At 70.4% G+C, this 24,827-nt stretch carries 16 protein-coding genes and 2 pseudogenes; 10 read left to right on the top strand and 8 right to left on the bottom strand.

The window, feature by feature from the left end:
* Nucleotides 1-350: 350 nt before the first annotated feature.
* Nucleotides 351-503: pseudogene (locus tag ACFY0D_RS02855) on the bottom strand (condensation domain-containing protein); the annotation flags it as partial.
* Between the two features lie 380 nt (nt 504-883).
* Here ACFY0D_RS02855 and ACFY0D_RS02850 point away from each other — a divergent pair.
* Nucleotides 884-1,426 carry a hypothetical protein gene (locus tag ACFY0D_RS02850; protein ID WP_390796633.1) on the top strand — a complete coding sequence of 181 codons (543 nt, stop codon included), beginning with the start codon at nt 884-886 and terminating at the stop codon, nt 1,424-1,426.
* Here ACFY0D_RS02850 and ACFY0D_RS02845 read toward each other — a convergent pair.
* The 4 genes from ACFY0D_RS02845 to ACFY0D_RS02830 all read right to left on the bottom strand — a co-directional run bounded on the left by ACFY0D_RS02845 (nt 1,368) and on the right by ACFY0D_RS02830 (nt 10,074).
* Nucleotides 1,368-2,231: a DUF429 domain-containing protein gene (locus ACFY0D_RS02845; RefSeq protein ID WP_390796632.1), complete on the bottom strand. Its 864-nt coding sequence runs from the start codon at nt 2,229-2,231 to the stop codon at nt 1,368-1,370. The two genes, ACFY0D_RS02850 and ACFY0D_RS02845, sit on opposite strands and share 59 nt — an antisense overlap.
* A 147-nt stretch (nt 2,232-2,378) precedes the next feature.
* Nucleotides 2,379-6,314 (bottom strand): hypothetical protein, encoded by a 3,936-nt coding sequence (locus ACFY0D_RS02840; RefSeq protein ID WP_390796631.1) that lies wholly within the window; start codon nt 6,312-6,314, stop codon nt 2,379-2,381.
* A gap of 513 nt (nt 6,315-6,827) precedes the next feature.
* Nucleotides 6,828-8,327: a DHA2 family efflux MFS transporter permease subunit gene (locus ACFY0D_RS02835; RefSeq protein ID WP_390796630.1), complete on the bottom strand. Its 1,500-nt coding sequence runs from the start codon at nt 8,325-8,327 to the stop codon at nt 6,828-6,830.
* Between the two features lie 361 nt (nt 8,328-8,688).
* Nucleotides 8,689-10,074 (bottom strand): DUF5685 family protein, encoded by a 1,386-nt coding sequence (locus ACFY0D_RS02830; protein WP_390796629.1) that lies wholly within the window; start codon nt 10,072-10,074, stop codon nt 8,689-8,691.
* A 319-nt stretch (nt 10,075-10,393) separates the two neighbouring features.
* Between ACFY0D_RS02830 and ACFY0D_RS02825 the strand changes: the two genes are divergently transcribed.
* Nucleotides 10,394-10,771 carry an FKBP-type peptidyl-prolyl cis-trans isomerase gene (locus ACFY0D_RS02825; protein WP_390796628.1) on the top strand — a complete coding sequence of 126 codons (378 nt, stop codon included), beginning with the start codon at nt 10,394-10,396 and terminating at the stop codon, nt 10,769-10,771.
* Between the two features lie 73 nt (nt 10,772-10,844).
* On the opposite strand, the gene ACFY0D_RS02820 is transcribed toward ACFY0D_RS02825, so the two are convergent.
* Nucleotides 10,845-11,108 (bottom strand): hypothetical protein, encoded by a 264-nt coding sequence (locus ACFY0D_RS02820; RefSeq protein ID WP_390796627.1) that lies wholly within the window; start codon nt 11,106-11,108, stop codon nt 10,845-10,847.
* Nucleotides 11,109-11,164: 56 nt separating this feature from the next.
* Between ACFY0D_RS02820 and ACFY0D_RS02815 the strand changes: the two are divergent.
* Nucleotides 11,165-11,257: pseudogene (locus tag ACFY0D_RS02815) on the top strand (COX15/CtaA family protein); the annotation flags it as partial.
* Between the two features lie 69 nt (nt 11,258-11,326).
* A complete protein-coding gene (locus ACFY0D_RS02810; RefSeq protein ID WP_390796626.1) occupies nt 11,327-11,668 on the top strand; it encodes a hypothetical protein in 342 nt (113 codons plus the stop codon).
* Here ACFY0D_RS02810 and ACFY0D_RS02805 read toward each other — a convergent pair.
* A complete protein-coding gene (locus tag ACFY0D_RS02805) occupies nt 11,654-14,587 on the bottom strand; it encodes a BTAD domain-containing putative transcriptional regulator (protein ID WP_390796625.1) in 2,934 nt (977 codons plus the stop codon). The genes ACFY0D_RS02810 and ACFY0D_RS02805 overlap by 15 nt on opposite strands.
* Nucleotides 14,588-14,667: 80 nt before the next feature.
* Here ACFY0D_RS02805 and ACFY0D_RS02800 point away from each other — a divergent pair, with 80 nt between their 5' ends.
* From ACFY0D_RS02800 to ACFY0D_RS02785, 4 genes are all read left to right on the top strand, one after another.
* On the top strand, nt 14,668-15,210 hold the full coding sequence (locus ACFY0D_RS02800) for a carboxymuconolactone decarboxylase family protein (protein ID WP_390796624.1): 543 nt from the start codon (nt 14,668-14,670) through the stop codon (nt 15,208-15,210).
* Between the two features lie 37 nt (nt 15,211-15,247).
* Complete coding sequence (locus ACFY0D_RS02795) at nt 15,248-16,249, top strand: GNAT family N-acetyltransferase (protein ID WP_390796623.1); 1,002 nt, start codon at nt 15,248-15,250, stop codon at nt 16,247-16,249.
* A gap of 80 nt (nt 16,250-16,329) precedes the next feature.
* Nucleotides 16,330-16,542 carry a hypothetical protein gene (locus ACFY0D_RS02790; protein WP_390796622.1) on the top strand — a complete coding sequence of 71 codons (213 nt, stop codon included), beginning with the start codon at nt 16,330-16,332 and terminating at the stop codon, nt 16,540-16,542.
* A 183-nt stretch (nt 16,543-16,725) separates the two neighbouring features.
* The gene (locus ACFY0D_RS02785) at nt 16,726-17,943 is read left to right on the top strand and encodes a glycosyltransferase (protein ID WP_390796621.1); all 1,218 of its coding nucleotides are present in this window, start codon (nt 16,726-16,728) and stop codon (nt 17,941-17,943) included.
* Nucleotides 17,944-18,107: 164 nt separating this feature from the next.
* Here ACFY0D_RS02785 and ACFY0D_RS02780 read toward each other — a convergent pair whose 3' ends face one another.
* Nucleotides 18,108-20,180: a trypsin-like serine peptidase gene (locus ACFY0D_RS02780; protein ID WP_390796620.1), complete on the bottom strand. Its 2,073-nt coding sequence runs from the start codon at nt 20,178-20,180 to the stop codon at nt 18,108-18,110.
* Between the two features lie 384 nt (nt 20,181-20,564).
* On the opposite strand from ACFY0D_RS02780, the gene ACFY0D_RS02775 reads away from it, so the two are divergent.
* A complete protein-coding gene (locus ACFY0D_RS02775; RefSeq protein ID WP_390796619.1) occupies nt 20,565-23,426 on the top strand; it encodes a peroxidase family protein in 2,862 nt (953 codons plus the stop codon).
* Nucleotides 23,427-23,439: 13 nt separating this feature from the next.
* Nucleotides 23,440-24,813 (top strand): hypothetical protein, encoded by a 1,374-nt coding sequence (locus ACFY0D_RS02770; protein ID WP_390796618.1) that lies wholly within the window; start codon nt 23,440-23,442, stop codon nt 24,811-24,813.
* Nucleotides 24,814-24,827: the final 14 nt, after the last annotated feature.

Raw genomic sequence — 24,827 nt, 5'->3', positions numbered from 1 at the left:
CGTCCGCCGACCAGGCGAGCTCGGTGGGCAGGGAGTCGCCGAGCAGGCCGACGATCGCGTCGTACCCGGCCAGTTCCGCGGGGGCGCCCTGAAATCCCGGTGCCGAGGGTGAGGCTGTACCGTGCCGCTTGCTCCACCAGCCTCGCCGTAACCTGTTCCGACAGCGTCTCCGTCACCTCCTCGGGGAATCCCGCCGTCCCGGAGAGAAGGGGGCCCCACCCAACAGGCCGGGGTACTGCATCTGGTGGCAGCCGTCCGCTCCTGCGGCGCGCCGAAACGATCGGCGACGAAGTCGGCGAACCGGTGGAAGCCCACCACGGGATCGAGTCAGCCCGGATCCTCAGCAGCTCCCGCAGCAACAGAGTCGTGGACCGGCCGTCCGAGATCGCGTGATGGCGGGTCAGCACCAGCCGGTGACTGTCCTCGGCAAGTTTGACCACAGCCTGCCGCAGGAGCGGCGGCTCCGCCGGATCGAAGCCCGCAGTCCGGTCGGTGTCAAGCAGCCCGGCGAAGTCTCCGCCTCCCGCAGGCAGCCCACCGGGCGATCACTGAGATCAGCCTCGCGCCAATGCCAATGCACCGCAGAACCGGACCATGTCCACTGGCCACCGCTGCGGGAGAACCCGCAGGAGAGGTGAGGACGACGACCCGACAGGAGGCCCGCAGCCCTACGCAACCGAGCGGTTCCCGACCAGTCACGGACCAGATCCCGAACGCGGTCGCCTGCTCGCCGACGAGACCGGCTACAGCGCCGACCAGGTGCACCTGCCCATCTCCACCGCACGGCTGACGGCGCCGGCGCGGAAGACTGCCCCCTCCGTGACGGCGCTCTCCGCACGCTCCGGCCGAGGACTGTCGGATGCGTCTGACACGATGCCTGGCCATGAGCCCGACAACAGAGTTGACGCAAAGGACCTTGACCGAACGCGGCTTCCGCGGCTTCATGCCGTTTCGTGAACTGCCCGACGGCAACGTCCCCATCGGGCACGGCATCTACGTGGTGCTCCGCACGGACACCTCGCCCCCGTTGTTCCTCCCCACAAGCCCTGCCGGGCACCGCAACGGCCGCGACCCGTCCGTGACGGCCGACAAGCTCGGCGCCGCATGGGTGGACGGGGCAACGGTCGTGTACATAGGCAAGGCCGCGGGCCGGGACGGACTGAATGAGCGGCTTGCCGCGTACCGCCGCCAAGGCACCGGTCTGCAGGCCGGCCACTGGGGCGGCCGGTACATCTGGCAGTTGGCCGACTCGGACGCGCTGCTCGTCGCCTGGCGGCCGACGACCGAGGAGGACGCGGGTGAGGCTGAGCAGGACTTGATCGACGAGTTCAAAGAACTCCACGGAGGAGCTCTGCCCTTCGCCAACCTCAGGAACAACTCCCGGAAGGCTCCGCAGACGGACGGGCTCCGTCCCGCACGGCGGTGAGCGGAAGGTCCCGTCGGGGGAGGTGCATCCAGCCCTCGACCGCGGCCATGGCGTGCTCCTCGTCCGTGGTCGGCGAATGGGTCATGCCACACGCTGCGGCGCGTGCGACGACCGCCGAGATCAGGGCGTCCAGGTCGTGTTCGCTGCGCGTGCACTGGTCGCGCACGCGTTCGCTGAGGTCGAGGCCCAAGCCGTCGGCGAGGCCGCCGAGGATCTCGGCCCTCACAGGAAGGGCTGCGGGCTTGCGGCCCTTGTAACTGTCCTTGCCCGCGAGCCCCCACTGGATCAGCGCGAACGCCGGGTAGACCTCGACGACCGACCCGGAGCCGTCCCGGGGAATGGCGGGGCCCGCCTCGGCCAGACATTCGAGAAGGCCCACCGCTCGCATCGCGACGACGCCCAACTTGTCAGCAGCGACCGAGAGAGGGCGCTGCCGCCCGGCCCCGGTCCGCTTCCACGCCACGTCGTCGGTCAGACGATGGGTGAACCTGACCAGCCCGTCGCGATCGCCGTGGGGAGCGTATCGGGACCGTGCGGGCAGCCTCGCGCCAGCCTGGTGGGCGGCGAGCAGGGACGTGAACGCGACCGGCCAGCCGATCGGCGAATCCAGGCCGGTCTTGTCGGCGGTGCGCATGGCCGCCAGCAGGTCTGCGTCGTTTCTGGCGTTCAGTGTCTCGACGACCGGTCGCTCCGCCCATGTGACGCGACAGACCCCGGTCGTTCCGGAGTAGCCGGCCAGGTCGACGCCCACCGTCACCATGGGCGGTCTCGTCGCGTCGGTCTCTGCCGGCTTGCTCGCAGCCATGTCCCGCGGCTCTCCTCCGTGCCCGTCTGATCGATCCGGCCCGGACCAAAGTACATGCAGCCGAAGAACGCATCGAGATGCGGGCCAGCCGGAACAGCTCCACCGCCCGCTCATGCGACGGGCGTCGAAGGATCGACCAGGGGTGTCTCACCACCAGCTCCTGACGTCCTCGACTGCCACGAGGCATGCCTCGGCCAGGGCGGGCGAGAGGCGCGCAAGGGGTTCGGCGGTTGCGGCAAGAACTGCGAGGACCGCTTCGCGCGACGATCGGTCAATTGCTGTGCGCAGCAGAGAGACTGTCTCGGCCGCCGGGCGGTCGGGGCGCAGTTCGCAGGCCCTGCGGATGATCGCCGCGGGTGACTTTCCGTCCTCGGCCGGCGCGCTCGCCATTGCCTTCCGAAGGAGTTCTTCGGGGAGCGCGGCCGCGAGTGGGCGGAGCCCTTTGGCCACCCACCAGTCCATGTCCTGTCCGAGGATGACTTCCAGTGCCCTCGGGATGAGCGTTTGCGGCAATTCGGGGTGCCCGAGCTCGAGCCACCACGCGACGATCGAGTCCGGCCATGTCAGGACGGTAGCCATCTGGTCTGCGGGAAGCGCGGCTCCTGCTGTCTCCAGGAACCATCGCTTTGTATCGTAGTCCGCTGCTGCCACGACGGAGAGAGCCTCGTCATACACGGCAGGAGCGGCATCCGGGCTCATGTGGCACGCGAGGAAAACCAGAGCGAGGGCTTGCTCATAGGGAGAGGTGATGGCACGAGCCGCATGAGCTGCGCGTGGGAAGTCGGCGGCCTCAAGGTGAGGTGCCACGAACTCCAGCAAGCGGTACCCGCCGCGTTCCGGGGAGCCGCACGCGAGTTCCAGGCCCGCCTTGGCAACCGAATGCCGCACGGTGTGCGGCAGGCCTGTACCGATGGCCAGCAGGCACCCGATTCGTTCCACAGGATCGCCGACTGACGTACAAAGCGACGTGACGCGGGGCTGGAGTAGAGCCGGGACGAAGGGAGCCCAGTCGCGCAGCAGCTCTGGACTGGGCGGCTCGGCCTCTTCTGCGAAGACGGTGGTGAGAACCCGCAAGGCCAAGTCGTCGGCGAGGTGGGGCAGGAGCACATTGACAGCTGCATGCCTGGAGTCCACGTCCTCAAGAGCCAGAGCCGCTTCCACGGCAACGGCCATCAAGTCCTCGGGCAGCTGCGGGGCAAGGGCATCGAGGGCCGCGGCGGCATCTTCATCCTCGGAGGCCAGGGCTACGTCAAGTGCTGATCGCAACCAGACTTCGGGCAGGTGTGTCGCCATCGCTTCCAGCCCGCGTGCCCGTTCCCTTGCTTCGGGAATCTGGCGAACGATGTCCAGCGCGTCGGCAAAGACGCCGGCTTGGGCATCAGGCAGTTGAGCGGCCAGCGAGACAAGTGCTGCGGCGAGGTGCCGGTCATCCGGAAGACTGCGAACGAGATCAAGGGCCTCTTCGACCTCTTCCTCATCCAGGTAGGGCGTCATCAGGCCGACCAAGTGGCCGCGCATGCCGGCGTCTGTGGTGTGGGCGAGGAGATCCAGAACCTCGCGTACCAAGAGGGGCAGGAGGTCGTCGGGGGCTTCTTCCATGACGTCGATCCAGCGGGAGGCCCGGCCCCAATCCGCGGGCAAGTCCCGGATCATGGTGTAGATCTCCATACGGACCTGCGCTCGCACCTCGTCCTGAAGGTGTTCGACAAGTGCGCAGAAGGCACTGATGCGGGCGTGCCCTGATGGGCACTCGCGTGCCGCAGCCAGCACCTGTTCGATGAGGGAAGCGTCCAGGTGCGGGACAAGGCCGGGCAGGACTTCCCCGAGGTGTTCCCTCGGAACGGAGTCGATCGCGACCTGGACCAGTTCCACCAGACCGTTGGATGACAGGTTGTTCGCAAGACCGTCGAGGACCCAGGCCGTGGTGACATCGAACGGCACCATGTGGGCATCTGCGAGCACTTCAGTCGTGACGGCCTCCCTTTCCTCTCCGGTGAGGTAGGGCAAGACTCGTGCCTTCCATCGGACGCGACTGTCGTGCGTGGTCGCTGCTCCGGCTGCGTTCAGCACCTCTGCTGTCGCGCCGGGCCGGGCGTCCTCGGCGAGGAACGGGAGCAGTTGCAGGAGCGTCCATGTGGACCGATGCAGATCGTCGGTCGCAGACAGCCCCTCCAGTACTTCCCGGACAGGGCCCTTTCTCGCCTCAGGGGACAGGAACGGGATCAGTTCGAGGAAGGTTCGCAGGCGAGACTCCCCTTTGGGCAACGACTCGATCGCTGCCCGCGCCACCTCGACTTCGTCCGGTTGCACGCGGTCTGCTCGCCAGAAGACCGCACCTGTCAGCACCCCTGCGCCCGCAGGATCGCCTCGCCGTGAGCTGCACTCGGCAGCTACCTCTTGGAGGACTTGAAGGGACATCTGCTCGGGGAGGTAGGGACGTAGGTCCAGGAGGATTCGCGGACGGACCATCGAATCGATCAGGCGGCGCGCGTGATCGAGCGCACGAGCGGGCGTCCAATGTCCGGACTCCACCAGTTCGATGGCAAGTTCGGGCGGGAAGCTGTCGGCGAGGCTGCCCATGCACGACCGCATGAGCGCGTACCTCGCCTCCAAGGCCCAGGAGAAAGGGGGTATTCCGCTTGCCAGTTCCCTGTCGGTGGCGGCCTCGGCGGCCCGGCGTGCCGATGCCAGATCCTCCAGGTATTCGTCGAGGCCGTCGGTATGATCGTGGGCGGCGAACCACACATTGGACCGCCCCTCACCTGGCCCGTGCCGCTCGATACGCAGCAATGAATGAAGGTCCTTGCCACGCTCGGCGCGGATCAGATGGTACGTCAGGTTCCGCAGGGCGAAACCGCTGTCCTGTCCGGCCAGCGACGGGTCTGCCGCGAGATGCGGAAGGCCTTCGCCGAGACCTCCATAGATGTCGATGTACACGTTCGCGATGCGGCTGTGCGCTGATCGACGCCCCCTGCGCAAGCCTTCCGCGCGCGCCATCCAGTGGTCGGGGTGACCATCGACGGCCGGGGGTAGCCCGCCCCCGAAGAACTCCCGCGCGCTGGCGTGGTAGATCGCGTACACGCGCTCTGCAGCGGAATCGACGGTGAGAAATGGGCGCAGCCACCGATCGCACCAGAGGTGTACGGCGTGGACTTCCTTGACGCCGGCCAGGCGCCGGATGTGATCTGCTGTCGCTGGTTCACGCAGAGCGGCCAGGACGGCGACCAGCCGAGCGCCTACTTGCACCCAGCTGTCCTGCGCTTCCCAGCGCACCATTTGCGAGGCGTAGTAGTGCGGCAGTCCAGCCTCGAGCGTGGCGACGTCGGCTGGGTGGCGCAGGCCGATGCGTACTTCGTCGAGCACATAGCGGAGGTACACCCATACGCCCGCACATTGACGCGCCAGAGCGCGGGTGAAGTCCTCGCCTGTGACGTCGGCCGCAGCGAGCGCCGCAGACAACCTCTTCTCGGTCACGGCGATGTGCAGGTACTCGTGAATGTCTGCCTGATTGCGCGGGTCGTCAACGTCGAGGCGGAGCGTCACCGTGTTCGAGTCGGTGGGCCCCAACGGGTGTCCGGTGCGGTATGTGCCCAGGACGAACACGCCGTTGGGAAGAAGCGCCGGAATGCCCCAGGGGAGCTCGTGCCCCTCCTGCTCTGCTTCGTCGAGTCCGTCCAGGACGAGTACGAGCACGCTCCCGGCTTCGACGACCGCGGTGGCCGCTGCGGTGAGAACTGCCTCGAAGCCCTCCGGCGAGTGGGCCCACTCAGGCAGCATGCCCCCGGGAGCGAAGCCGCCAAGGCCGTAGGCCTCGATGAGTTGGCCGGCCAGATTGCGCAGTGCCACCCGCGTCGTCGTGCCGCCGGCGAGCCGCGCGAAGTGCGCCACATATCCGCGTCGTGACACCAGGTGGGCAGCGAGCGCTGTTTTCCCCACACCTGCGTCTCCCTCGATCCAGACGAAGCCGCAGCGGTGACGAGCGCAGAAGGCATCGATCCGATCGATGAGCCAGGTTCGTCCCCGGAACATGTCGACGCCGACGTCTGCGAAGACCGTGCTCGGGTCTTTCACAGCCACTGCCATGGGGACTGCACCAGCAGCGAAGACGGGGTTGGTGAGGACCGACCCGTGAACAGTCCCCTGGACGGCCACGGAGTTGTCGCCCGCTGCGAAAACACGGCCGCTCACGACTGGAGGGTCCCGTTCCCCTCGACATCGGTGGAGATGTCGCCGTCTACTTCACCTTCCGCCGCGACCGCTCCGGGAGCGACAGCCGCCACGCCGCCGCCGGGGGGCGGTGGGGGAGCGCCTTGTACAGTGCCCCGTACCCGTGTGGACACAGTTCCGGCGACGTGGCCCTTCACGGCCACGGATCCGGCTGCCGCCCAAGCCCGCGCCCTCATCGCTCCGCTCACGACGGCCACTCTCCTGCCACTCGACGGACCTCTTGTCCATTGTTCCGCCGCTGCCCCGACCGGGTCGGTCTTTGGCGTAACCCGTACCACTGGCATGTGCGTGCTCAGCGGGCCGAGGGCGACGCGTTGCGGCCCTTCCAGGGGCCTTCCAGGGGTGTTCCCCGGGCCGATCACCAGGGCATCAGGTGGGTGTGTGGGCGGCCTTGTCCGCCGTGGTGCCGTCTTCGTCCTGGGCCTCCGACGCAGCAGGCTGTTGCGGAGCGGGCGGGGTGCGGATCAGCAACGCGACCAGCACGGCCAGGGCGCCGAGCACGGCGCCGACGCCGAATCCCCACCGGATGCCCGTGGCGAGGGCGCCGGTGGCGTCGGCGCCATCGGCTGCTGCCGTGGCGGCGTGCCCCGACATGACACTGATGACCAGCGCGGTGCCTGCGGCGGCCGCGACCTGTTGGAGCGAGCCCAGGATGGCGGAGCCGTGGGGGTAGAGGTGCGGCGGCAGTACGGACAGACCGGAGGTGAAGACGGGGGTGAAGACGAACGCCATGCCCGCACTCAGGGCCACGTGAAGGACGAGCACCACCCACGGCGAGGTCTGTTCGCCCGTGAGGGCGAACAGCGCGAGGCAAAGCGCTGTGAGGACGGCTCCGGGTACGACCAGGCGTGGCGCGCCGAGTCGGTCGTAGAGCTTGCCGACCTGTGGTCCGAGCAGGCCCATGGTCAGACCGCCGGGGATGAGGAGCAGTCCGGTCTGCAGCGAGGTCAGGCCGCACACCTCCTGCAGGTAGATCGGCAGCACGATGAACGCACCCATGAGCGCCATGAAGGACAGGCACATCAGGCCCAGTGCCACGGAGAAATGACGAAACGTCAGTGTGCGCAGGTCCAGCAGCGGGGTGGAGGAGCGCTGCAGTGCCAGTTGTCGCCACACGAACAGGCCTACGAGCACGGCGCCGGCCAGGGTGGTGGCCTCCGGGGGCACGGGAGCCTGGGCCGCGTTCTCGGCACCGAGCCCGCTCAGGCCGTAGACCAGGGCGCCGAAGCCCGCTGCCGCCAGGGGCACGGACATCCAGTCGATGGGGGCGGCCTGCGGCTCGCCGATGTTGACCAGGTTGCGCCGACCGAATACGGCCATCGCTCCGGCGATGGGAAGCACGGCCAAGAACAGCAGGCGCCATGACCCCAGCTGCAGCAGCACACCGGAGACGGCGGGACCGAGCGCGGGTGCGACGGAGATGACGAGGGTGATGTTGCCCATGACACGGCCGCGGTCCTGCGGGGGCACGAGGGTCATCAGCGTCGTCATGAGCAGCGGCATCATGACGGCGGTACCGCTGGCCTGGATGACGCGGGCGGCCAGCAGTACGGAGAAGGCGGGCGCGGCCGCGGCCAGGGCGGTGCCGGCGATGAACAGCGCCAGGGCGAGACCGAAGGCGGTTCGGGTCGTCACGCGCTGGAGGAACCACCCCGTCACCGGGATGACGACGGCCATGGTGAGCATGAAGGCCGTGGACAGCCACCCTGCGGCTGCCGCGGTGACCTCGAACTCGCGCATGAGCCGCGGGATCGCGTTGACCATGATCGTCTCGTTGAGGAGGACGACGAACGTGGACAGCACGAGAATCCGCAGCACGGAGGTGACGCGGGCGGGCGAGAGGGTGGGCGTTTCGTGTGGTGAGGGCATGGTGCCTTCCGTCATGTGAGTGTCCTCCGCGCGTGGCGGTCACACTGACAGACTGCGGCGCCGGGAAGAACTCATCGGTCTTCTCCGATCCTGTCGGTGCCGCCGCCCGAGCTCAAATCATTTTGCCGACCCGGAACGGCCAGGACATGGCTTGTGGAGCAGGCCGGCGCCGAGCTCCAGGACGACTGGCAGCAAGCGCACCCTTCCGTCCGGGCGCCTGGACCGGGGGCTTCCACCGCGCTGCCGGCCATGGATGGAGCCATGAGGTACAGCGCCGGTGGCGTGCGCCGTCGCCGACGCGCAGCGACGAGAAGCTCGCCACCTGGTTCCCCGCCGGCGGGGAACCAGGTGCATCCGTCGTTCAGTCGCAGCAGTCGCAGCAGCACTTGCACGGATTGCAGCAGCCACCGCCATCGCCACAGCCATCACCCGAGCCGCCGCCGGAACCACCAGAGCCACTCGACCCATGACCGCCGCCCGAACCGCCGGAGGAGCCACCCGGGTTGCCGCCGCCCTGGCCGCCGAACCAGCCGTCGCCGCCGGAGCCGTCCCTGCCGGAACCATCCCGGCCGGAGCCGGCGTTGCGGTTGGTGTCGCCGGACTGCCAGGGCTCTGAGTCGTCCTGGCCGGCGTCTTCGTTGCAGCGGCAGCACCTGGGGCACAACCTGCATTCGCCGCACAACCGGCCCCACTCGCGACACCGCCGGCACTGCCCGTCCGACGGCCGGCCCGATGCCGTCACCCCGCCCGTCGGGGCCGCGCCCGCAAGCTCCCCCACGCCGCAGGCCGCCCCCGTGCCGGTCCCCGAGGGCGTTTCCGTCTCCGGACGGCGTCCCAGCCAGGGCAGCATGCGCAGGCCCCGCACCTGGCGGCGGTGCTGATGGTGACGGTGGCGAGGGTCGAAGACTCGATCGACGGCACGCTCCAACTCGCCGCCCAGAAGCGCCCGCACCAGCCGCTCGTCGACGAACACGGCGTCGGACAGGGCGAGTCGGATCCCACGGACGGCATCGTCGCAGAGCCGGCGCACCTCGGCGTGGTCCGTGCCGGTCACGGCGATCGGGTTCCACGCGCCGGAGGCCTCGTCCGCGTCCAGGTCCTCCACCGCGTCCAGCAGATGCGCCAGCCGACCGAACAGACGGCCGGCTTCCGCCAGCGGTTCGGCGTTGCCCGGGCGGTTGGTGAGCACTGCCGTGTACGCGAAGGCGGCTGCGGTCGCCGTCTCCGCGGGCTCCGTGACCGTCAGCAGCGAGCCACCGGGGCCCGTCGACCGCTCGACGTCCGGCTGGCGCTCGACCGCCCCGAGCAGCAGCGCGGTGTCGAAGCCGAGTCGTTCGCCGCCTGCGACGCCCGCCCGGTCCCAGTTGCGGGCGATCCGGCGTGCCGCCAGCGCCACCGGGCGGCGCCCCACCAGGCCGTCGCCATCGGCCACGTGGTCACGCATCTTTGCTGCGGCCAGCACCAGCGACACCGTCGCCGCCAGCCGCGCACCCTCACCCTGCGCCACGTCCGCCGACCGCATCCCGCGCAGCGGGCACGGTCCGGCACCCCGCCGCCAGTCCCCGGTACGCTCCGACTGCGCTTCGGTCAGCACCGAGACGATCAGCCCATCGTAGTTGGTGGCCACCCTCGCGAACTGCCCGTACTCGCTGCGCAAAGCCAGGCACAGCCCGCACAGATGCGCCATCCACTCGGTACGCAAGCCCTCGCCCAGGCGATGACGGCATGGTCTGATGATTCCGAACACCGAAGTTCTCCCCCGTAGGAACAGCTACCCGGACGCATCCGGTCGGACGGCTCACGGACCCAAGAGTTCACATGAGACACGACCCAGCGTGACGTCAACCGCACGTGACATCAACGCGCGGCCGACATCCTAGATGGTCCGTTCCGAGGGGTGTCCGCGGCGTCGAGTACGACGGCGTCCGAGGTCGTTGCGCGACGAACAACCGGGAACGCCTTCGCGAGGCGCGCCGCGCCGTGTTCCGTGGGGTTTGATGTACTTCGGTCGATCAGCGTTCTCGGTAGCGTGATCATCCATTCCGGCGGAGAGTAATGAGACTGCGATGAGTGAGCCGACGAAGCCCGAGATCGAACGTCCGAAGGGTGATGCTCCCCAGGAGCTGACCATCCGGGACCTCGTCATCGGGGACGGTCCTGAGGCGAAGCCGGGCAGGGTGGTCCGGGTGCACTACGTAGGGGTCACCTTCGAGTCCGGACTGGAGTTCGACGCCTCCTGGGACCGGGGCCGGCCGTTCAAGTTCGCCGTGGGGGGCGGCAGTGTCATCAAGGGCTGGGACCGGGGAATCAGGGGGATGAAGGTCGGCGGTCGGCGCGAGATCATCGTTCCCCCGCGCCTCGGCTACCGCAACGAGTCCCCCTCGCCGTTGATCCCGGCGGGTTCCACGCTGGTCTTCGTGGTGGACCTGCTCTCCGTGGTCTGAGGAAGGCCTGCCACGCGTGGAATCCGTTCATGAAAGCGGTGTCAGGTCCCCAGCAGGTGTCCTTGTGCTCAGGTCACAGGGAGAGCCTCACCTCGGTGTTGGGCATGACGGCCAGGAACAGGGCGTCCAGGACCGTGCCTATGGGCGGGAAGCGGTCGGGGGTGACGTGTTCGCGTTCATCGGTCAGATTGATGAAATCGATGAACGCGGCCCTCCCCGGCTGCGGGGAGAGCATTTCCACCTCCACCCCGAACCGGTCCCGATGGCCCGTGACCACGCAGCGCACGGGCTGGAGGAACTCCAGCCCGTCGTACGGTTCGGTCGGATTCTCGCTCACCAGTTGAGCTCCCCCAATACGGTGCGAGAAGCGTCAGGCTCGCCGCACTCGGTTCGGTCATGGCAAGTATCGCAATCATCGTGACCGGTGGCATCGTCCGCGTCACAGGATCCGGTCTCGGCTGCACCGACTGGTATGGATGCGGCTGAGCCCGTACATCGTCGCCGCGCACTTCCTCGCCGCCACGCTGCTGCTCACCGCCGCTGTGTACACCTGGCATGCGGCGTACGCCGATGTCGACGGCGCGGGACGTGGCGCCGGAGGCGGGAGCTCTGCTGTCGGCGCTGCCCAGGGGCGGCTTCGGCGCCGCGCGCCGCAGGACGCTCACCTTCCTGGCCGTGCTCCTGGGCCAGGGCCTCGTGGGGCTGGTGCAGTCGGTGACGGCCCTGCCCTCGCTTCTCGTGATGCTCCACCTGCTGGGCTCGGCGCTCGTCTGGACCGGAGCGCTTCAGGTGCACCTCACGGTCCGGAGGGACCATTTCAGCGATTCGGGACCGCTCGGCGGTGCACCGCCGCCCCGTCCGGCCCCGATGGCACCCACGCCCTCACGCCACGCCTGAGGCACGCCCGCCCGAGGCGCGCCCGCCCGAGGCACCCGGCGGCAGCCCGGTGAGGAAGGTGCGGATCTCGTCGGCCTCGGGGACGGCGAGGGCGGTGTAGAGGTCGAGGGCCTGTCGGGCGTGGTCGTGGGCGAGGTCGATGCGGCCGAGGTCGCGGTGGACGTGCGCCAGGCCGTCGTGGGCGCGGGCCTGCTCGGGGCGGTAGCTGAACTCGCGGGCGAGGGTCAGCGCGGTGTCGTGTTCGGCCACGGCCCGCACGAGGTCGCCCATGGACCGGGCGGCCTCCGCGAGGGCGTTGAGCGACTCGGCCTCGTCTCCCGGGAAGTCGAACCTCCGGCTCAGCTCCAGGGCCTGGTGGTGCCGGCGCCGGGCCTCGTCGTGGCGGCCTTGTCGTTGGTACAGCAGCCCGATGTTGTTCAGCACGACGGTCTCGCCGATGCGGGATCCTGTCTCCCGGTAGGCGTGCAGCGCCTGCCGGTGGTGCTCGTGGGCGGCCCCGTACCGTCCTTGGCGTTCGTGGACGATGCCGAGGTCGGTCAGGCATCTGGCTTCACCACCGCGGTCGCCGAGCTCCCGGAAGAGCGCGAGCGACTGCGCGCAGTGGTCGTGGGCCCGGTCGTATTCCCGCCGCCGCCTGGAGACGGTTCCGAGGGCTTGCAGTGCGGCGGCTGCGACGCCCTGGTCACCGATCTCGCGCGCCAGGTCCAGGGCATGACGGTAGTGCTCGGCCGCCTGCTCGTAGGCGCCGTGCCACCAGAAGTGCACCTGGCCGAGATCGATGAGCGTGCGGCCTTCGGCGGCCGTGTCGCCGCTCCGGCGGGCGGCTCGCAGTGCCAGGCCGCAGAGGGCCAGCGCATCGGCCTGGTGGGCGTGGCCCAGCAGGTAGCGGTGCAAGGTGGCGGCCAGTTGGCCGGCGTACGGGAGCCGGTCGTGCTCGGCCGCGTACTGGGCGGACGCCATGAGGTTCACGCGTTCGCCGTCCAGCCAGGTGATCGCCTCGGCCTCGTCCTGTGGTGGGGGCGAGGCCGGGGTGTCCGGCGCGGGAATGCGTGGCCTGCGGTTCTTGCCCTCGGGGTAGAGGTGGTCGACGGCCGCGCACGCGGTGTGGAGATAGTGGTGGAACAGCCGGCCGAGGGCCTCGTACTGGGCGCCCGGGGGTTCCTGGGCGGCCGCGGTGGCGAGGGCGTGTTCGCGCAGCAGGTCGTGGAAGGTGTAACGGCCGAGCTGGTACTGGGTCAGGACGTGGGCGTCCAGGAGGTCTTCCAGGAGGGTCTCGGCCTGTTCCAGCGGGAGGTCGGCCAGCGCGGCGGCCGCCTGGGGGCTGATGTCACGGCCCGGCTGGAGCCCCAGGAGCCGGAACATGCGCTGCTGATCCGCGGTCAGCTGCTCGTAGGACAGAGTGAACGCCGCCGCCACTCCTCGCTCCGAGGTGGCCAGCTCGGAGAGTCTGCGGCGCTGGTCGCGGAGCCGGTCGGCCAGATGGGCGACGGTCCAGCGCGGGCGGTGGTGCAGGCGGGCGGCGGCGATGCGGACGGCCAGTGGCAGGAACCCGCACAGCTGCAGGACGTCGAGGACGGCCAGGGGTTCGGCGGCCGCCCGTTCACCGACGATCGCCGTGAACAGCTCCACGGCGTCCGCGGCAGGCAGCACGTCCAGGGACAGGGCGTGTGCCCCGTCCAGGTCGGTCAGCCGTCGGCGGCTGGTGATCAGGACGAGGGTGCGGGAGGATCCGGGCAGCAACTGGCGTACCTGGTCGGCGCCGAGGGCATTGTCCAGGACGGCCAGCACGCGACGGCCGGAGAGTTCGGACCGCCACAGCGCGGCGCGATCGGCGACCGCGGCGGGTATCCGCTGGGTGGGCACGCCGAGTTGTCCCAGGAGGATCTCGAGCGCGGCACCGGCGTCGAGCGGCGACTGACCGGCGGTGTGCGCCTGCAGGTCGATGAAGAGCTGTCCGTCCGGAAAGTGGTCCGCGAGGCGGTGCCCGGCATGGACCGCGAGCGTCGTCTTGCCGACGCCGGCCATCCCGTCGATCGCCGAAATCGTCACGACACCGCCGTTGTTGTCCGACCACATGCGGATCAGGCCGTCGAGCTCGTCTTCGCGTCCGGTGAAGTCCGGGACGTCGTAGGGCAGGAAGTTGATCCCCTGCGGCTTCACCGGCGCGGTGACCGGCGGCCGCAGATCGGGGGCGTCCCGCAGGATGTCCTGTTCGAGCTTGCTGAACGCGTGGCCGGGGTCCAGTCCCTGCTCTTCGGCCAGGGTCGCCCGGAAGGTTCTTGCCACGTCCAACGCGTCGGTCTGGCGTCCGGCGCGGTGCAGGGCGAGCATCAGCTGGCAGCAGAGCCGTTCCCGCAAGGGGTTGGCCGCCGTGTGGACGGACAGTTCCTCGATGAGGTCGTCGTGCCGCCCCCGGGCCAGCTCCAGCTCGGCCAGGCGCTCGACGGCGGTCAGGAGCTGCCCGTTCAGGCGTGCTCTGGCGCTCTGGACGTAATGGGCGGTGATGTCGGCCAGCGGCTCTCCCCGCCACAGCGCCAGCGCGGCACGTATCTGGTCCGCGGGGTCCCCCGGGGCGCCGGGGACGGTCGGCGCCTTGGCGATCAGGCTGGTGAACTCGTCCAGATCGAGTTGCCCCGGCTCGGGGGTGATCACGTACCCGGCCGGCCGCGTGGCCAGCATCCGGTCGGCTCCTGAAGCGCGCAGCATCCGTCGGATCGCGGCGATCGTGGTCTGGATCTGCGCGCGGGCGGAATCCGGCGGCAGCGGCCCCCACATCGCGTCGATGAGCCGATCCGTGCTGACCGCGGAACCGGCGTGCAGCAGCAGGTAGGCGAGCACCGCACGATGACGGGGCGCCAGGCCGGGCGCATCCGAACCGGAGGCCACGGCCTCCACCGGGCCGAGGATCGTGAACCGCATGCCGTCCCTCCCGGGGTCACCAGCGCGTGCATCGGAGAAGCATCGCGAATGTATCAAGATCAACCTGCAGGGTTGCCGGCATGCCACTCCACACCGTTGAACCGGAGATCGCGACCGGTGAAACCGCAGCCCTGTTCACCGCAACGCACCATGCCCTGGGGGTCGTCCCCAACCTGGCCAGGGTGATGGCCACCAACCCGGCCGTCCTGAAGGGGTACTTGGGCGTCGTCACCAGCCTGAACGCGGAGGGAAGCCTGTCGGCGGACGTGCGCGAGCGCATCGCGTTGCTGGTGGCGCAGGAGAACGGGTGCGACTACTGCCTGTCCGTCCATGCGTTCCGCGGGACCAGGACGGCCGGACTGAGTGCGGCCGAGGCCACCCGCGCGCGCCGGGGAGAGGCCGACGACCCCTGGGCCGCCGCCGTCCTGGATCTGGCCGCCGCGATGGTCCGTGACCGCGGAACCGTTGCCGATGAGCAGCTGGCCGCGGCCCGGCGCGCCGGTCTGTCCGACGGGCAGATCGTCGAGGTCGTCGCCCATGTCGCTCTGAACGTGTTCACCAACTACCTCGCCACGGCCGCCCGCGTCGACATCGACTGGCCGCTCGTACGCCACACCGACTGACAAATCGCGAACCGACTCGACCACGAAGGCGATCACTGTGCCCACAGCAGTACAAGTCAATCCGCTCCAGCGCGTTTCGGCCGCCGACGCCGCCGCGTGGCATCAGGTCGTCGCCGCCTCGACGGCCCACGACCTGCCCGGAGTACCGATCCCCGACCCAGGACAGATCCACGCCCAGCTCACCCGGCCCGCACTGGGCAGCCACCGGCTCACCTGGCTGGCCACCGCGGCGCACGGCGCCGCGGTCGCCGTCGCCGGCCTGCGGGTGTTCACGTCCCCGGGCCGGCAACACCTGGCCGAACTCGAACTCCACGTCGACCCCGCACACCGGCGCCGGGGAACCGGCTCCCGCCTGCTGTCCGCGGCCGTCGCGGCCTGCCGCGCCGAGAGCCGGCGCGCCCTGATCACCACAGCCGCTGCCGACAGCCCGGGCGAAGCCTTCTGCGAACGACGGGGATTCCGCGGGGCACTGACCCTGGACCACCTCCTCGTGCGCCTCGACGAGACGGACCGGGCCGACCTCCTCCGGGCCGCCGATGCCGAGCACCCCGGCTACCGGCTGACCGGCTGGAGCGGAACGGTCCCCGACCGCCTCGCCGACGTCTTCGCCGAGGCCAAGAACGCGATGAACGACATGCCCATGGGAGACCTGGACTACGGCAGCGTCGCGTGGGACGGCGACCGCGTCCGCGCCATGGCGATGGTGATCGCCGACCGCGGGGACACCCTGCTGACCGTCGCCGCCGTCCACGACGACGGCACCATGGCCGGCTACACCGAGATCCTGCTCCCCCGGGGGACGCCGGCGCGGGCCCAGCAGTACGACACGGCGGTCGTCCCCGCCCACCGCGGCCACGGGCTGGGCCTGTGGGTCAAGGCCGCCATGGTGCGCCGGCTGCGCGCCGAGCACTCCGGCGTCACCGAGATCGAGACGGACAACGCGGAGGACAACGTCCACATGCTCGCCGTCAACCACCGACTGGGCTTCCGCTCCTACCGGCGCACACGCGAGTTCCAGCTCGACATGCCCACGCCCTGACCGCCGTACCCGCGCCCTCACCCGTACCCGAATCCGAATCCGTACTGCATCCGCATCCGCATCGAAGAAGCGAGAACCGCTTGCGTCAGCTGTCCTGCTACCTCACCGCCACCCTCGGCCGGGCCGCCCAGCGGTTCGACACCCTCGCCGTCAAGCGCCACCCCGTCGTCATCGTCGGGTCCGGCGTCCCCCTGTTCGAGCGCCCCGGCACATCCGCGAACCACGCCCGGAGCACCACGCGCACCATCGACTCCGGCCTCACCATCACCCACTTCTCCAGGGGGCTGTCATGAACGTCTCCGCCTCCCCCTCTCCCCGTGAAGGGCCCGGGGCTCGGTGGCTCAGGAGACACTGTTGATCACCCCCGCTGCCTCCGCCGTCTCGAGTGCAGGGGGAAAGCAACACCATTGGCTGCCCGGGTCGTCCCTCAGAGCGGTCGGCCTGGCCAGGAAACCACGAAACAGGAGAGTCACGAAGTGCGTGTGCTTTTGTCGACGTATGGGTCGCGCGGGGACGTCGAACCGCTGGTGGGGCTCGCTGTGCGGTTGCGGGAGCTCGGCGCGGAGGTGCGGGTGTGCGCGCCGCCGGACGAGGACTTCGCGGAGCGGCTGGCCGGGGTCGGCGTGTCCGTGGTGGGGGTCGGGAAGTCGGCGCGTGCGCTGACGACCGCGGCTCCGCCGCCGTCGAAGGACAATCTGCCGCAGCGGGCGGCCGAACTGATCGCCAGTCAGTGGCAGGTGATGCCCGCGGCGGCAGAGGGGTGCGACGTGCTGCTCGCGACGGGGGCGATGCCGGCTGTCGCCGGTGCGCGGTCGGTGGCCGAGAAGCTCGGCATCGGCTACGTGTCCGCGATCTTCCAGCAGCTGACCCTGCCTTCGCCGCAACGCCCGCCGCTGGCGTACCCCGGGCGGCCGTTCCCGCCGGAGGTGACCGACAACCGGGCACTGTGGGAACTGGACGCCCGGAGCATCAACGCGCTGTTCGGTGAGGCGCTGAACACCAGCCGGGCGTCGATCGGCCTGCCCCCGGTGGGCAACGTCCGCGACTACGCCTTCGGCGACCGGCCGTGGCTGGCGACGGACCCGGTGCTGGACCCATGGCTGAAGACGCCGGACCTCGACGTCGTACAGACCGGCGCGTGGGTGCTGCCCGACGAGCGGCCGCTCCCGGCGGAGCTGGTGGCCTTCCTGGACGCCGGCGCGCCGCCCGTGTACGTGGGGTTCGGCAGTATGGCCGTGCGGGCGGGTGAGGGGGCGGCCCGGGTGGCCATCGAGGCGGTCCGCTCGATGGGCCGCCGGGTCCTCGTCGGGCGTGGCTGGGCGGACCTGGGCCTCATCGACGACCGGGACGACTGCTTCGCCGTCGGCGAGGTCAACCATCAGCAGTTGTTCGGACGAGTGGCTGCCGTCGTGCACCACGGCGGTGCGGGTACGACGACGACGGCCGCTCGGGCCGGCGCTCCGCAGGTGGTGGTGCCCCAGTTGGCGGACCAGCCGTACTGGGGCACCCGGGTGGCCGGACTGGGCATCGGCGTGGCCCACGACGGCCCGGTTGCGACCTTCGAGTCCCTGTCGGCCGCGCTCAGGACAGCCCTGGACCCGGAAGTCGGCAGCCGGGCGAAGGCCGTGGCCGCCGCGGTCCGCACCGACGGGGCGATGCTGGCGGCAAGACTGCTCCTCGACACCGTCGGCTGAGGAAGCCGGGGCGGGCCCGCGCGTTCCTGCCCGCCCACGCCGCCCGAGCGGCGTCTGGCCGACGTCCTGCCGACGTCTGGCAGTGTGAGCTGGACGCCTACGGGTGGGCCTGCCGGGGCTCGCCGGCCGGCCCTTATCGTCCCACCGGCACCCGCCGGCGTCGCTCACCCGGTCGGTCGTGCGAGGAACTTGCCGATCGCCGTGGCGACTTCCGGGTGGGCGAGGTACTCCTCGATGCTGTGGGCCCGGTCGCTCGCGTTCACCACGGCGTGCTCCTCCGTCAGCTTGCCCCAGACGGGCTCCAGCGGGCAGCCGATGGCCACGGCGTCGGTCGGGCACCAGACGTTGACCCACGCCTCGACGGTCCCGGGGCGGTCGGTGCCGGGCGGGGCGAGCCGGCTGTTGACCGCGTTCATCCCCAGGGGGCTGCCCGCGGTGACGAGGAGGGTGACCTTCATGCCCGGGGGGAGCCGGTTGGCGACGAGGTCCATGCCGACCACCGTGCCCAGGCTGTGGGTCACCAGGACCAACTCGCCGTCGTGCGGGATCTCCTCGAACACACGGTCCAGGACGGCCTGGCGGACCGCCTGATCGCTGAGGTAGGCGTCCACGTCACGGAAGATGGTCGCGATGGCCAGCGCGTCCACGTCGGTCTTGGCCGCCAGCCAGCTCAGGGCGCCCTGAAGGGATCCGACGAGCGTGCTGCCGAGGTTCTCCGTGGCCGCCTGCCCGTCCTGCGGCATGCCGGCCAGGACCGCCGCCTCCATGACGAGCTGCTCGTACGTCCCCTCCTCGGACTCGGCGGCGAAGGCCTCCACGGCCGCCACGGCGGGCGAGTCGGCGTAGGAGGCGGGGAGCGCCTCGTGCTGCCCGGTGACTTCGACGATCCGGTCGCCGTAGTACGGGAACCAGACGTGCGCCGGGTCGACGGTGGGGAGCCCCGCGCGGGTGAGGCCGTGGTTGAGTCCGCCGGTCCAGCCACGGCGGAGCAGCTCCGGGTCCTTGCCCTGCTGGCTCCGGCCGTGCAGGAAGACCAGGTGCCGCCGGCCGCCGAAGGCGTCCTTCGGGGCGCGCAGGCCGACGTGGGCCCCGGCGGCCGCGGGGCCCGGGGCGGCGGCGACCGCGGCGGCCTCCTGCGGGGTGGGGGCCGGGACCACGACCGGTGCGACCGGCATCTCCACCGGGCCGGCGGCGGCGTCCTGCCGGAGCCCGGATTCGGGACCCATCTCGGCCAGCAGCGCACGCCGCTGGGGGTCCAGCGGCAGCGTGGCGAGGTGCTTGAGGATCGAACTGGTGCGGGCGCCTTCGTTCGAGACGTAGTCGATGGTGTCGTCGCTGTCGACGCCACCGCGCCAGATCTGGCCGTCCTTGCGCAGGATGCGGCCCTGGGTGTCGGTGTTCGGCACGCCCATGTGGTGCAGCGCCACGACCTCCCACTGGTCGTTGAAGACCGGGGACCCGGAATTGCCGGGCTCGGTGTCGGTCCGGTAGTGGAGGAAGTCGTCCAGCCGCTGTACGAGGGCGTTGTCGCGGAGCGCGATCTCCTTCAGCCGGCCCATCGGGTGGCCGATGACGTTCACCGGTTCGTTCTGGACCAGTTTGCCCTGCTGGTTGCTGAGCCGGTTCCATCCGAATCTCGCGCCTGCGAGGCTGCCGTCGGCGGCGGGTTCGACCGCCACCAGGGCGTAGTCGAGATGCTCGTCGGCCGTGAAGAACGTATCGGGGTCGCATGCGAACCGGATCGCGGCGTCGGGTGCGTTGTCGATGGTGACCTGGGCGTTGAACTCCAGGAAGCAGCGCCGTGCCGTCTCCGTGTCCGGCAGCACGTGGTGGTTGGTGAGGAGCAGCCGGGGGGAGACCAGGAAGCCGGTGCCGTGCGGCCGTTCGAGGCCGCCCCGGAGGATCGAGATCCGGGCGACGGTGGCGGCCGCGCGGGCGCCGCGGGGCAGGAAGCTCCACGGCTGGAGATCCTTGGTGAGACCGATGACCCGCTCCAGGGTTTCGGGCACGTCCAGCGCGTCCGCGTGGACGCTCTCCACGGCCGCGGCCGGAGGGACCCCGCCCCGTTCGAGCAGCCGGTTGACCCGGGAGGCGATCCGCTCCGGGGTGTCCGGGTACAGCACCCCGGCTGCCAGCTTCGCCTCGATCTCCTGCCGCTCCGCGGACGCCTCGCGGTACCGCCGTGCTGCCGCGGTCCGCTGTTCCTGCTCTTCCCGGGATTCATCGGATGGGAGCATGTCACTCACCGTTCTGTTCCTGAGGGTGTGCCGACGGATTGCCGACGGGTGCGCCGACGGGTGTGCCGACGCCCTCCAGAAGGCGGACATGCGCCTCGGTGCCGCAACAACAGCGGATGCGGCCACGGCTCCGCCAAGCGGAGCGAAGCGCACGCACCCTTCCCGGTCGCTGGGGCGACGACGCTCCGGCGCGGAAGATTCCCGGGCGCTGCGCCGGACGGGTGGGGACGGGCTGCCCTGCACCGTGGTGCTCCACGGCCGCGGGATCACTGCGCCGTTCCCCGCGGCGTTCGCCTGTCTGCCCCGCTCCGCACGACAGCAGCCCCGAGCTGGGGCAGCGTCGTGAGGAGTGCACGGAAGAATCCCCTCCGGGAAGAGGCTCGCATGGACGAGGTCGAACAGTACGAGCGCTACGCCGGCGGCAGCCCGGAGGCGGAGCGGCTGGTCTTCGAGCGGCTGGCGCGTGAGCTCCTGCGGGTGCAGCTCAAGGTGAAGAGGCGCAGCGGCGCCGCCGCCGTCGACCGGACCTTCCACGCCAAGGCTGTCCTCGGCGTGGAGAACGCCCGGCTGAGGTTCCGCGAGGACCTTCCGGAGGCACTGCGGGCGGGTTTCGCCCTGCCCGGAGCCGAGTACCCGGTCACGGTACGGCTGTCCAACGCGAGCGGGGTCCGTCAGCCCGACTTCGCGCCCGATCTGCGCGGGGCGGCCCTGCGCGTCGAGGTGGGCCCCGGTGAGACCCACGATCTGCTGATGACGAGCTTCCCGGTCTCCCACGCCCGCGACGCGCGCGAGTTCGTCGCCTTCGCCAAGGCCATGGCAGGTGCCGACTCGCGGCTGCGCAAGGGGGTCGCCCTGTTCCTCAAGCTGCCCCTGGCGGTCGGCTGGCCCACGGCCACCCGGATGCGGCGCAACATCGTCGCGGGAACCAGGCGCACGGTGCCCAGCCTGGCTCTGGAGACGTACTGGAGCCGCGGCGCGATCCTGTGGGGCGACCGCGGACCGGTGCGCTACCAGCTGCGGCCCGCCGCGGACGCCCCGCCGGCCCCGGAGGCCTCGCGCACCGATCCCGACTACCTGCGGCGCGAACTCTCCCAGCGGCTGCGCCGGACGGATGTCGTCTTCGAGCTGTGCGTGCAGCGCTACGTGGACGCCCGGCGCACGCCCGTCGAGGACGGTGCGGCCGAGTGGAAGGAAGGTGACGCACCCCTCCTGCCGGTGGCCACGCTGACCATCCCGCGCCAGGACATCCACACCGCCGAGGCCCGCGCCGGCGCGGGGCGGGTCGACCTGCTGGCGTTCAACCCGTGGCACACCTCGGAGGGGTTCCGCCCCCTGGGCAACCTCAACCGTGCCCGCAAGGCCGCCTACGAGGCCGGTAGCGCCCACCGGCTGGGCCGGCGCTTCATGACCGTCGAGCCGCGGCGCAACGCCCTGCTCGGGGCACCGCTGCGGGCCGGTTTCCGCACGGTCAACCGCTTCGTCCCGTGGCACAGGCTGCCCACGCCGCTCGGTCTGCTCAACCTCATGGCCTTCCGGCAGACACTGCGGCGGCACAACCTCATCGACACCGAGACCCACGAGGCGCCGCCCGAAGCCGGTCCGGTGGAGGCCTCGCCCGACGAGGAGCTGCTGGTCAGGCGCAGCTACGACGGCTCGTACAACGATCTGTCGGCGCCGCGGATGGGCGCGGTCGGGGCGACGTTCGGCCGCAGCATGCCGCCCGTCTACCGGCCGGACCGGTTCGACTCACCCAACCCGGTCACCGTGAGCCGGGAACTGCTCCGGCGTGAGGCGTTCATCCCCGCGACCTCGCTGAACGTCATCGCCGCCGCGTGGATCCAGTTCCAGGTGCACGACTGGGTCAAGCACAAGAGGCTTCCGGTGGCCACGCGCAGCGTCGAGGTGCCGCTGCCACCCGGCGAGACCTGGCAGAACACCCCGGGCGGGCCGCGGGAGACGGTGATGCGCTTCGGTGCGGACGAGGCGGTGCCCACGCCCGGCGACGGACGGCCGCCGATCGTGTTCGCCGGCGACGTGTCGCACTGGTGGGACGGCTCGGAGGTCTACGGCGGTGACCGGTCCACCGCGATGTCGCTGCGTGAGCCCGACGGCGGCGCCGGCCTGAGGCTGGAGGAGGGACACCTGCCGAACGGCTCGAACGGCTCCCCGCTCACCGGGTTCACCGACAACTGGTGGCTCGGCCTCAGCGCCATGCACACCCTCTTCGCCCGCGAGCACAACGCGGTGTGCGAAGCCCTGCGGCACGAGTATCCGCGCATGGACGAGGACCGGGTCTACCACACGGCCCGGCTGATCGTGTCCGCCCTGATCGCAAAGATCCACACGGTCGAGTGGACCCCGGCGATCCTCGCCACCAAGACGCTCGACATCGGCATGAAGACCAACTGGCAGGGGCCGCCGAAGAACTGGCTCGACCAGCTGGGCGTCTGGCTGCTGGAGGCGAACGGGCGCCAGGGCATCCCGAAGACCCTGCCCGACCACCACGGTGCCCCGTACTCCCTCACGGAGGAGTTCGTCACCGTCTACCGGATGCACCCGCTGCTGCCCGACGACTACGAACTCGTCGACCACCGGTTCGGCCGCCGGCTCGACACCCTGGACTTCACCGCCCTCCAGGGCGCCGCGACGGAGCCGCTCATCCGCAAGACCGGGCTGGTGAACACCTTGTACTCGCTGGGCATCGCCCATCCGGGGGCGATCACCCTGCACAACTTCCCGCGCGCCTTGCAGGCGTTCCAGCGGGACGGGGAGGTGATCGACCTCTCCGTGGTCGACCTGGTGCGCACCCGGCGCCGCGGCGTCCCGCGCTACAACGACTTCCGGGCCGGCCTGCACAAGCCGCGGATCCGGCACTTCGAGGACCTCTCCTCCGATCCGCAGACGGTCGCACGGCTGCGGGACGTCTACCGCTCGGTGGACGACATCGACACCATGGTGGGGCTGTTCGCCGAAAATCCGCCGGAGGGCTTCGGCTTCAGCGACACCGCCTTCCGCGTGTTCATCCTGATGGCGAGCCGACGCCTGCAGAGCGACCGCTTCCTCACGGTCGACTTCCGGCCGGAGGTCTACACGCCGCTGGGCATGGACTGGATCGAGCGGGGCGGCATGACGAGCGTCATCCTGCGGCACTGTCCCGAGCTGGCGGGCATCCTGCCGCGCGGGGGCAACGCCTTCGCACCCTGGCGTCCGGTCGCGCCGGTCCGCAACGGCAGCGGCCGCGGCTGAGCGGGAGAGGGTCATGTCCACATCCGAGAACGCGGGCCACCCCGGCCTGGAGGATCTGCTGTCCCGTCCCTTGTGGCAGACGCTCTTCGAGCGGCGCACCCACCGGGTCAGCAGGGGCGCGTCGGTGCCGGCCGGATCGATGAGCTACGACTCCCCGCACCGGCCGCAGCCGCTGGGCGAGCTGGAGGAGGCGGTGCTCATCGCCCTCACCGGGTCCTCGGGCCTCACCATGCCCGACCGGCCCTTCGAGGACCCCCGCGACCACCAGCCGATCATGGCCAAGCCGAACCTGAACATGACGGGCCGGACGGCGGGCAGCCCCGACAACGCGCAGGCCACCCACTTCTTCATGATCAACGACACGGGCACCTACTACCTGAGGAAACTGCCGCCCGCCCCGGACCGTGCCTTCGGCCCCGACACGCTGATCGAACGCGCACGCCTCTCGAAGGTCCGGGTGCTGGACCACCGCCTGGACGTCGCCGAGGGCATGCGCGACTTCCCGGCGTACCTGGACTCCAACCGGTTCCTGTCCAACCTCCCGGGCACCACCCTCTTCCTGCCGGTGGTCGACCTCTCCCACCAGTACGTCAACGCGCTGATGTACCTGCTCACCCAGCCCGAAGGGGCCCGGCCCACCCTCGTCGACGACCGCAACTTCTACCGCCCGGCCGGGGTGAAGAAGTGGGTGCGCAGCGGCTTCCTCAACCCCGCCGTCAAGCTGCCGCTCGGTTCCCTGGGGCCGATGCGCACCCAGATCGAGGCCGACCTGCTGCTGCAGAACATGATGCTGGCCGCGGACGCCATGGGACTCGGCGCCTGGATCCACGCGTCGATCAGCCCCCAGATCATGCTGGGCGACCCGAAGTTCTCGCGCGCGTACGGCCGCATGCTGGGCTTCGACTTCGCCACGCCGAGGTTCCGCCCCGCCGACATCCTGCGCTGGCAGGTACCGCTGCCGAAGTACGCCGGGCTGCGCTCCCATCCGGTGGGACTGCGGGCCGGCGGGGAACACCTCATCAAGAGCGCCTGCCCGCCCAACTACCCGTCGATGCACGAAGCCGTGGACGCCGTCGTCCGCGCCAAGTTCGGGGAGCGGGGCATCTACACCGACAAGGACCTCTTCGCCCGCATCTACAAGGACGACTACGCGCAGCGGTACCTCGCCGAGGCCAGTGAGTACGACCGCCAGGTGGTCGAATGCGCGCGGGACGTCTGCGTGTACATCCACGAGACCCACGGGCGCTTCCCGGCGCACACCGACGCCATCCACGTACCGGGCATCTGGCTGCAGGCGCACCACGTCGAGTCCGAGTACTACGAGCGCTTCTTCCGGAACGGCCTGACCGACGCCCACCGCCGGCACGCCGTGCGCTGGGACGGATGAGGCGACGAGGGCAT

The organism is Streptomyces sp. NPDC001502 (assembly GCF_042894785.1).
Lineage (GTDB): Bacteria > Actinomycetota > Actinomycetes > Streptomycetales > Streptomycetaceae > Streptomyces > Streptomyces kutzneri.
Note: the sequence above shows the minus strand (reverse complement) of the source record. Positions and strands in the feature narration are given on the sequence as shown.

What these genes read in the sequence shown, in the direction of transcription:
- ACFY0D_RS02850 (WP_390796633.1), top strand. Translation starts at nt 884, where the DNA reads ATGAGCCCGACAACAGAGTTGACGCAAAGGACCTTGACCGAACGCGGC.
- ACFY0D_RS02845 (WP_390796632.1), bottom strand. Translation starts at nt 2,231, where the DNA reads ATGGCTGCGAGCAAGCCGGCAGAGACCGACGCGACGAGACCGCCCATG.
- ACFY0D_RS02840 (WP_390796631.1), bottom strand. Translation starts at nt 6,314, where the DNA reads ATGGCAGTGGCTGTGAAAGACCCGAGCACGGTCTTCGCAGACGTCGGC.
- ACFY0D_RS02835 (WP_390796630.1), bottom strand. Translation starts at nt 8,327, where the DNA reads ATGCCCTCACCACACGAAACGCCCACCCTCTCGCCCGCCCGCGTCACC.
- ACFY0D_RS02825 (WP_390796628.1), top strand. Translation starts at nt 10,394, where the DNA reads ATGAGTGAGCCGACGAAGCCCGAGATCGAACGTCCGAAGGGTGATGCT.
- ACFY0D_RS02810 (WP_390796626.1), top strand. Translation starts at nt 11,327, where the DNA reads ATGCGGCGTACGCCGATGTCGACGGCGCGGGACGTGGCGCCGGAGGCG.
- ACFY0D_RS02805 (WP_390796625.1), bottom strand. Translation starts at nt 14,587, where the DNA reads ATGCGGTTCACGATCCTCGGCCCGGTGGAGGCCGTGGCCTCCGGTTCG.
- ACFY0D_RS02800 (WP_390796624.1), top strand. Translation starts at nt 14,668, where the DNA reads ATGCCACTCCACACCGTTGAACCGGAGATCGCGACCGGTGAAACCGCA.
- ACFY0D_RS02780 (WP_390796620.1), bottom strand. Translation starts at nt 20,180, where the DNA reads ATGCTCCCATCCGATGAATCCCGGGAAGAGCAGGAACAGCGGACCGCG.
- ACFY0D_RS02775 (WP_390796619.1), top strand. Translation starts at nt 20,565, where the DNA reads ATGGACGAGGTCGAACAGTACGAGCGCTACGCCGGCGGCAGCCCGGAG.
- ACFY0D_RS02770 (WP_390796618.1), top strand. Translation starts at nt 23,440, where the DNA reads ATGTCCACATCCGAGAACGCGGGCCACCCCGGCCTGGAGGATCTGCTG.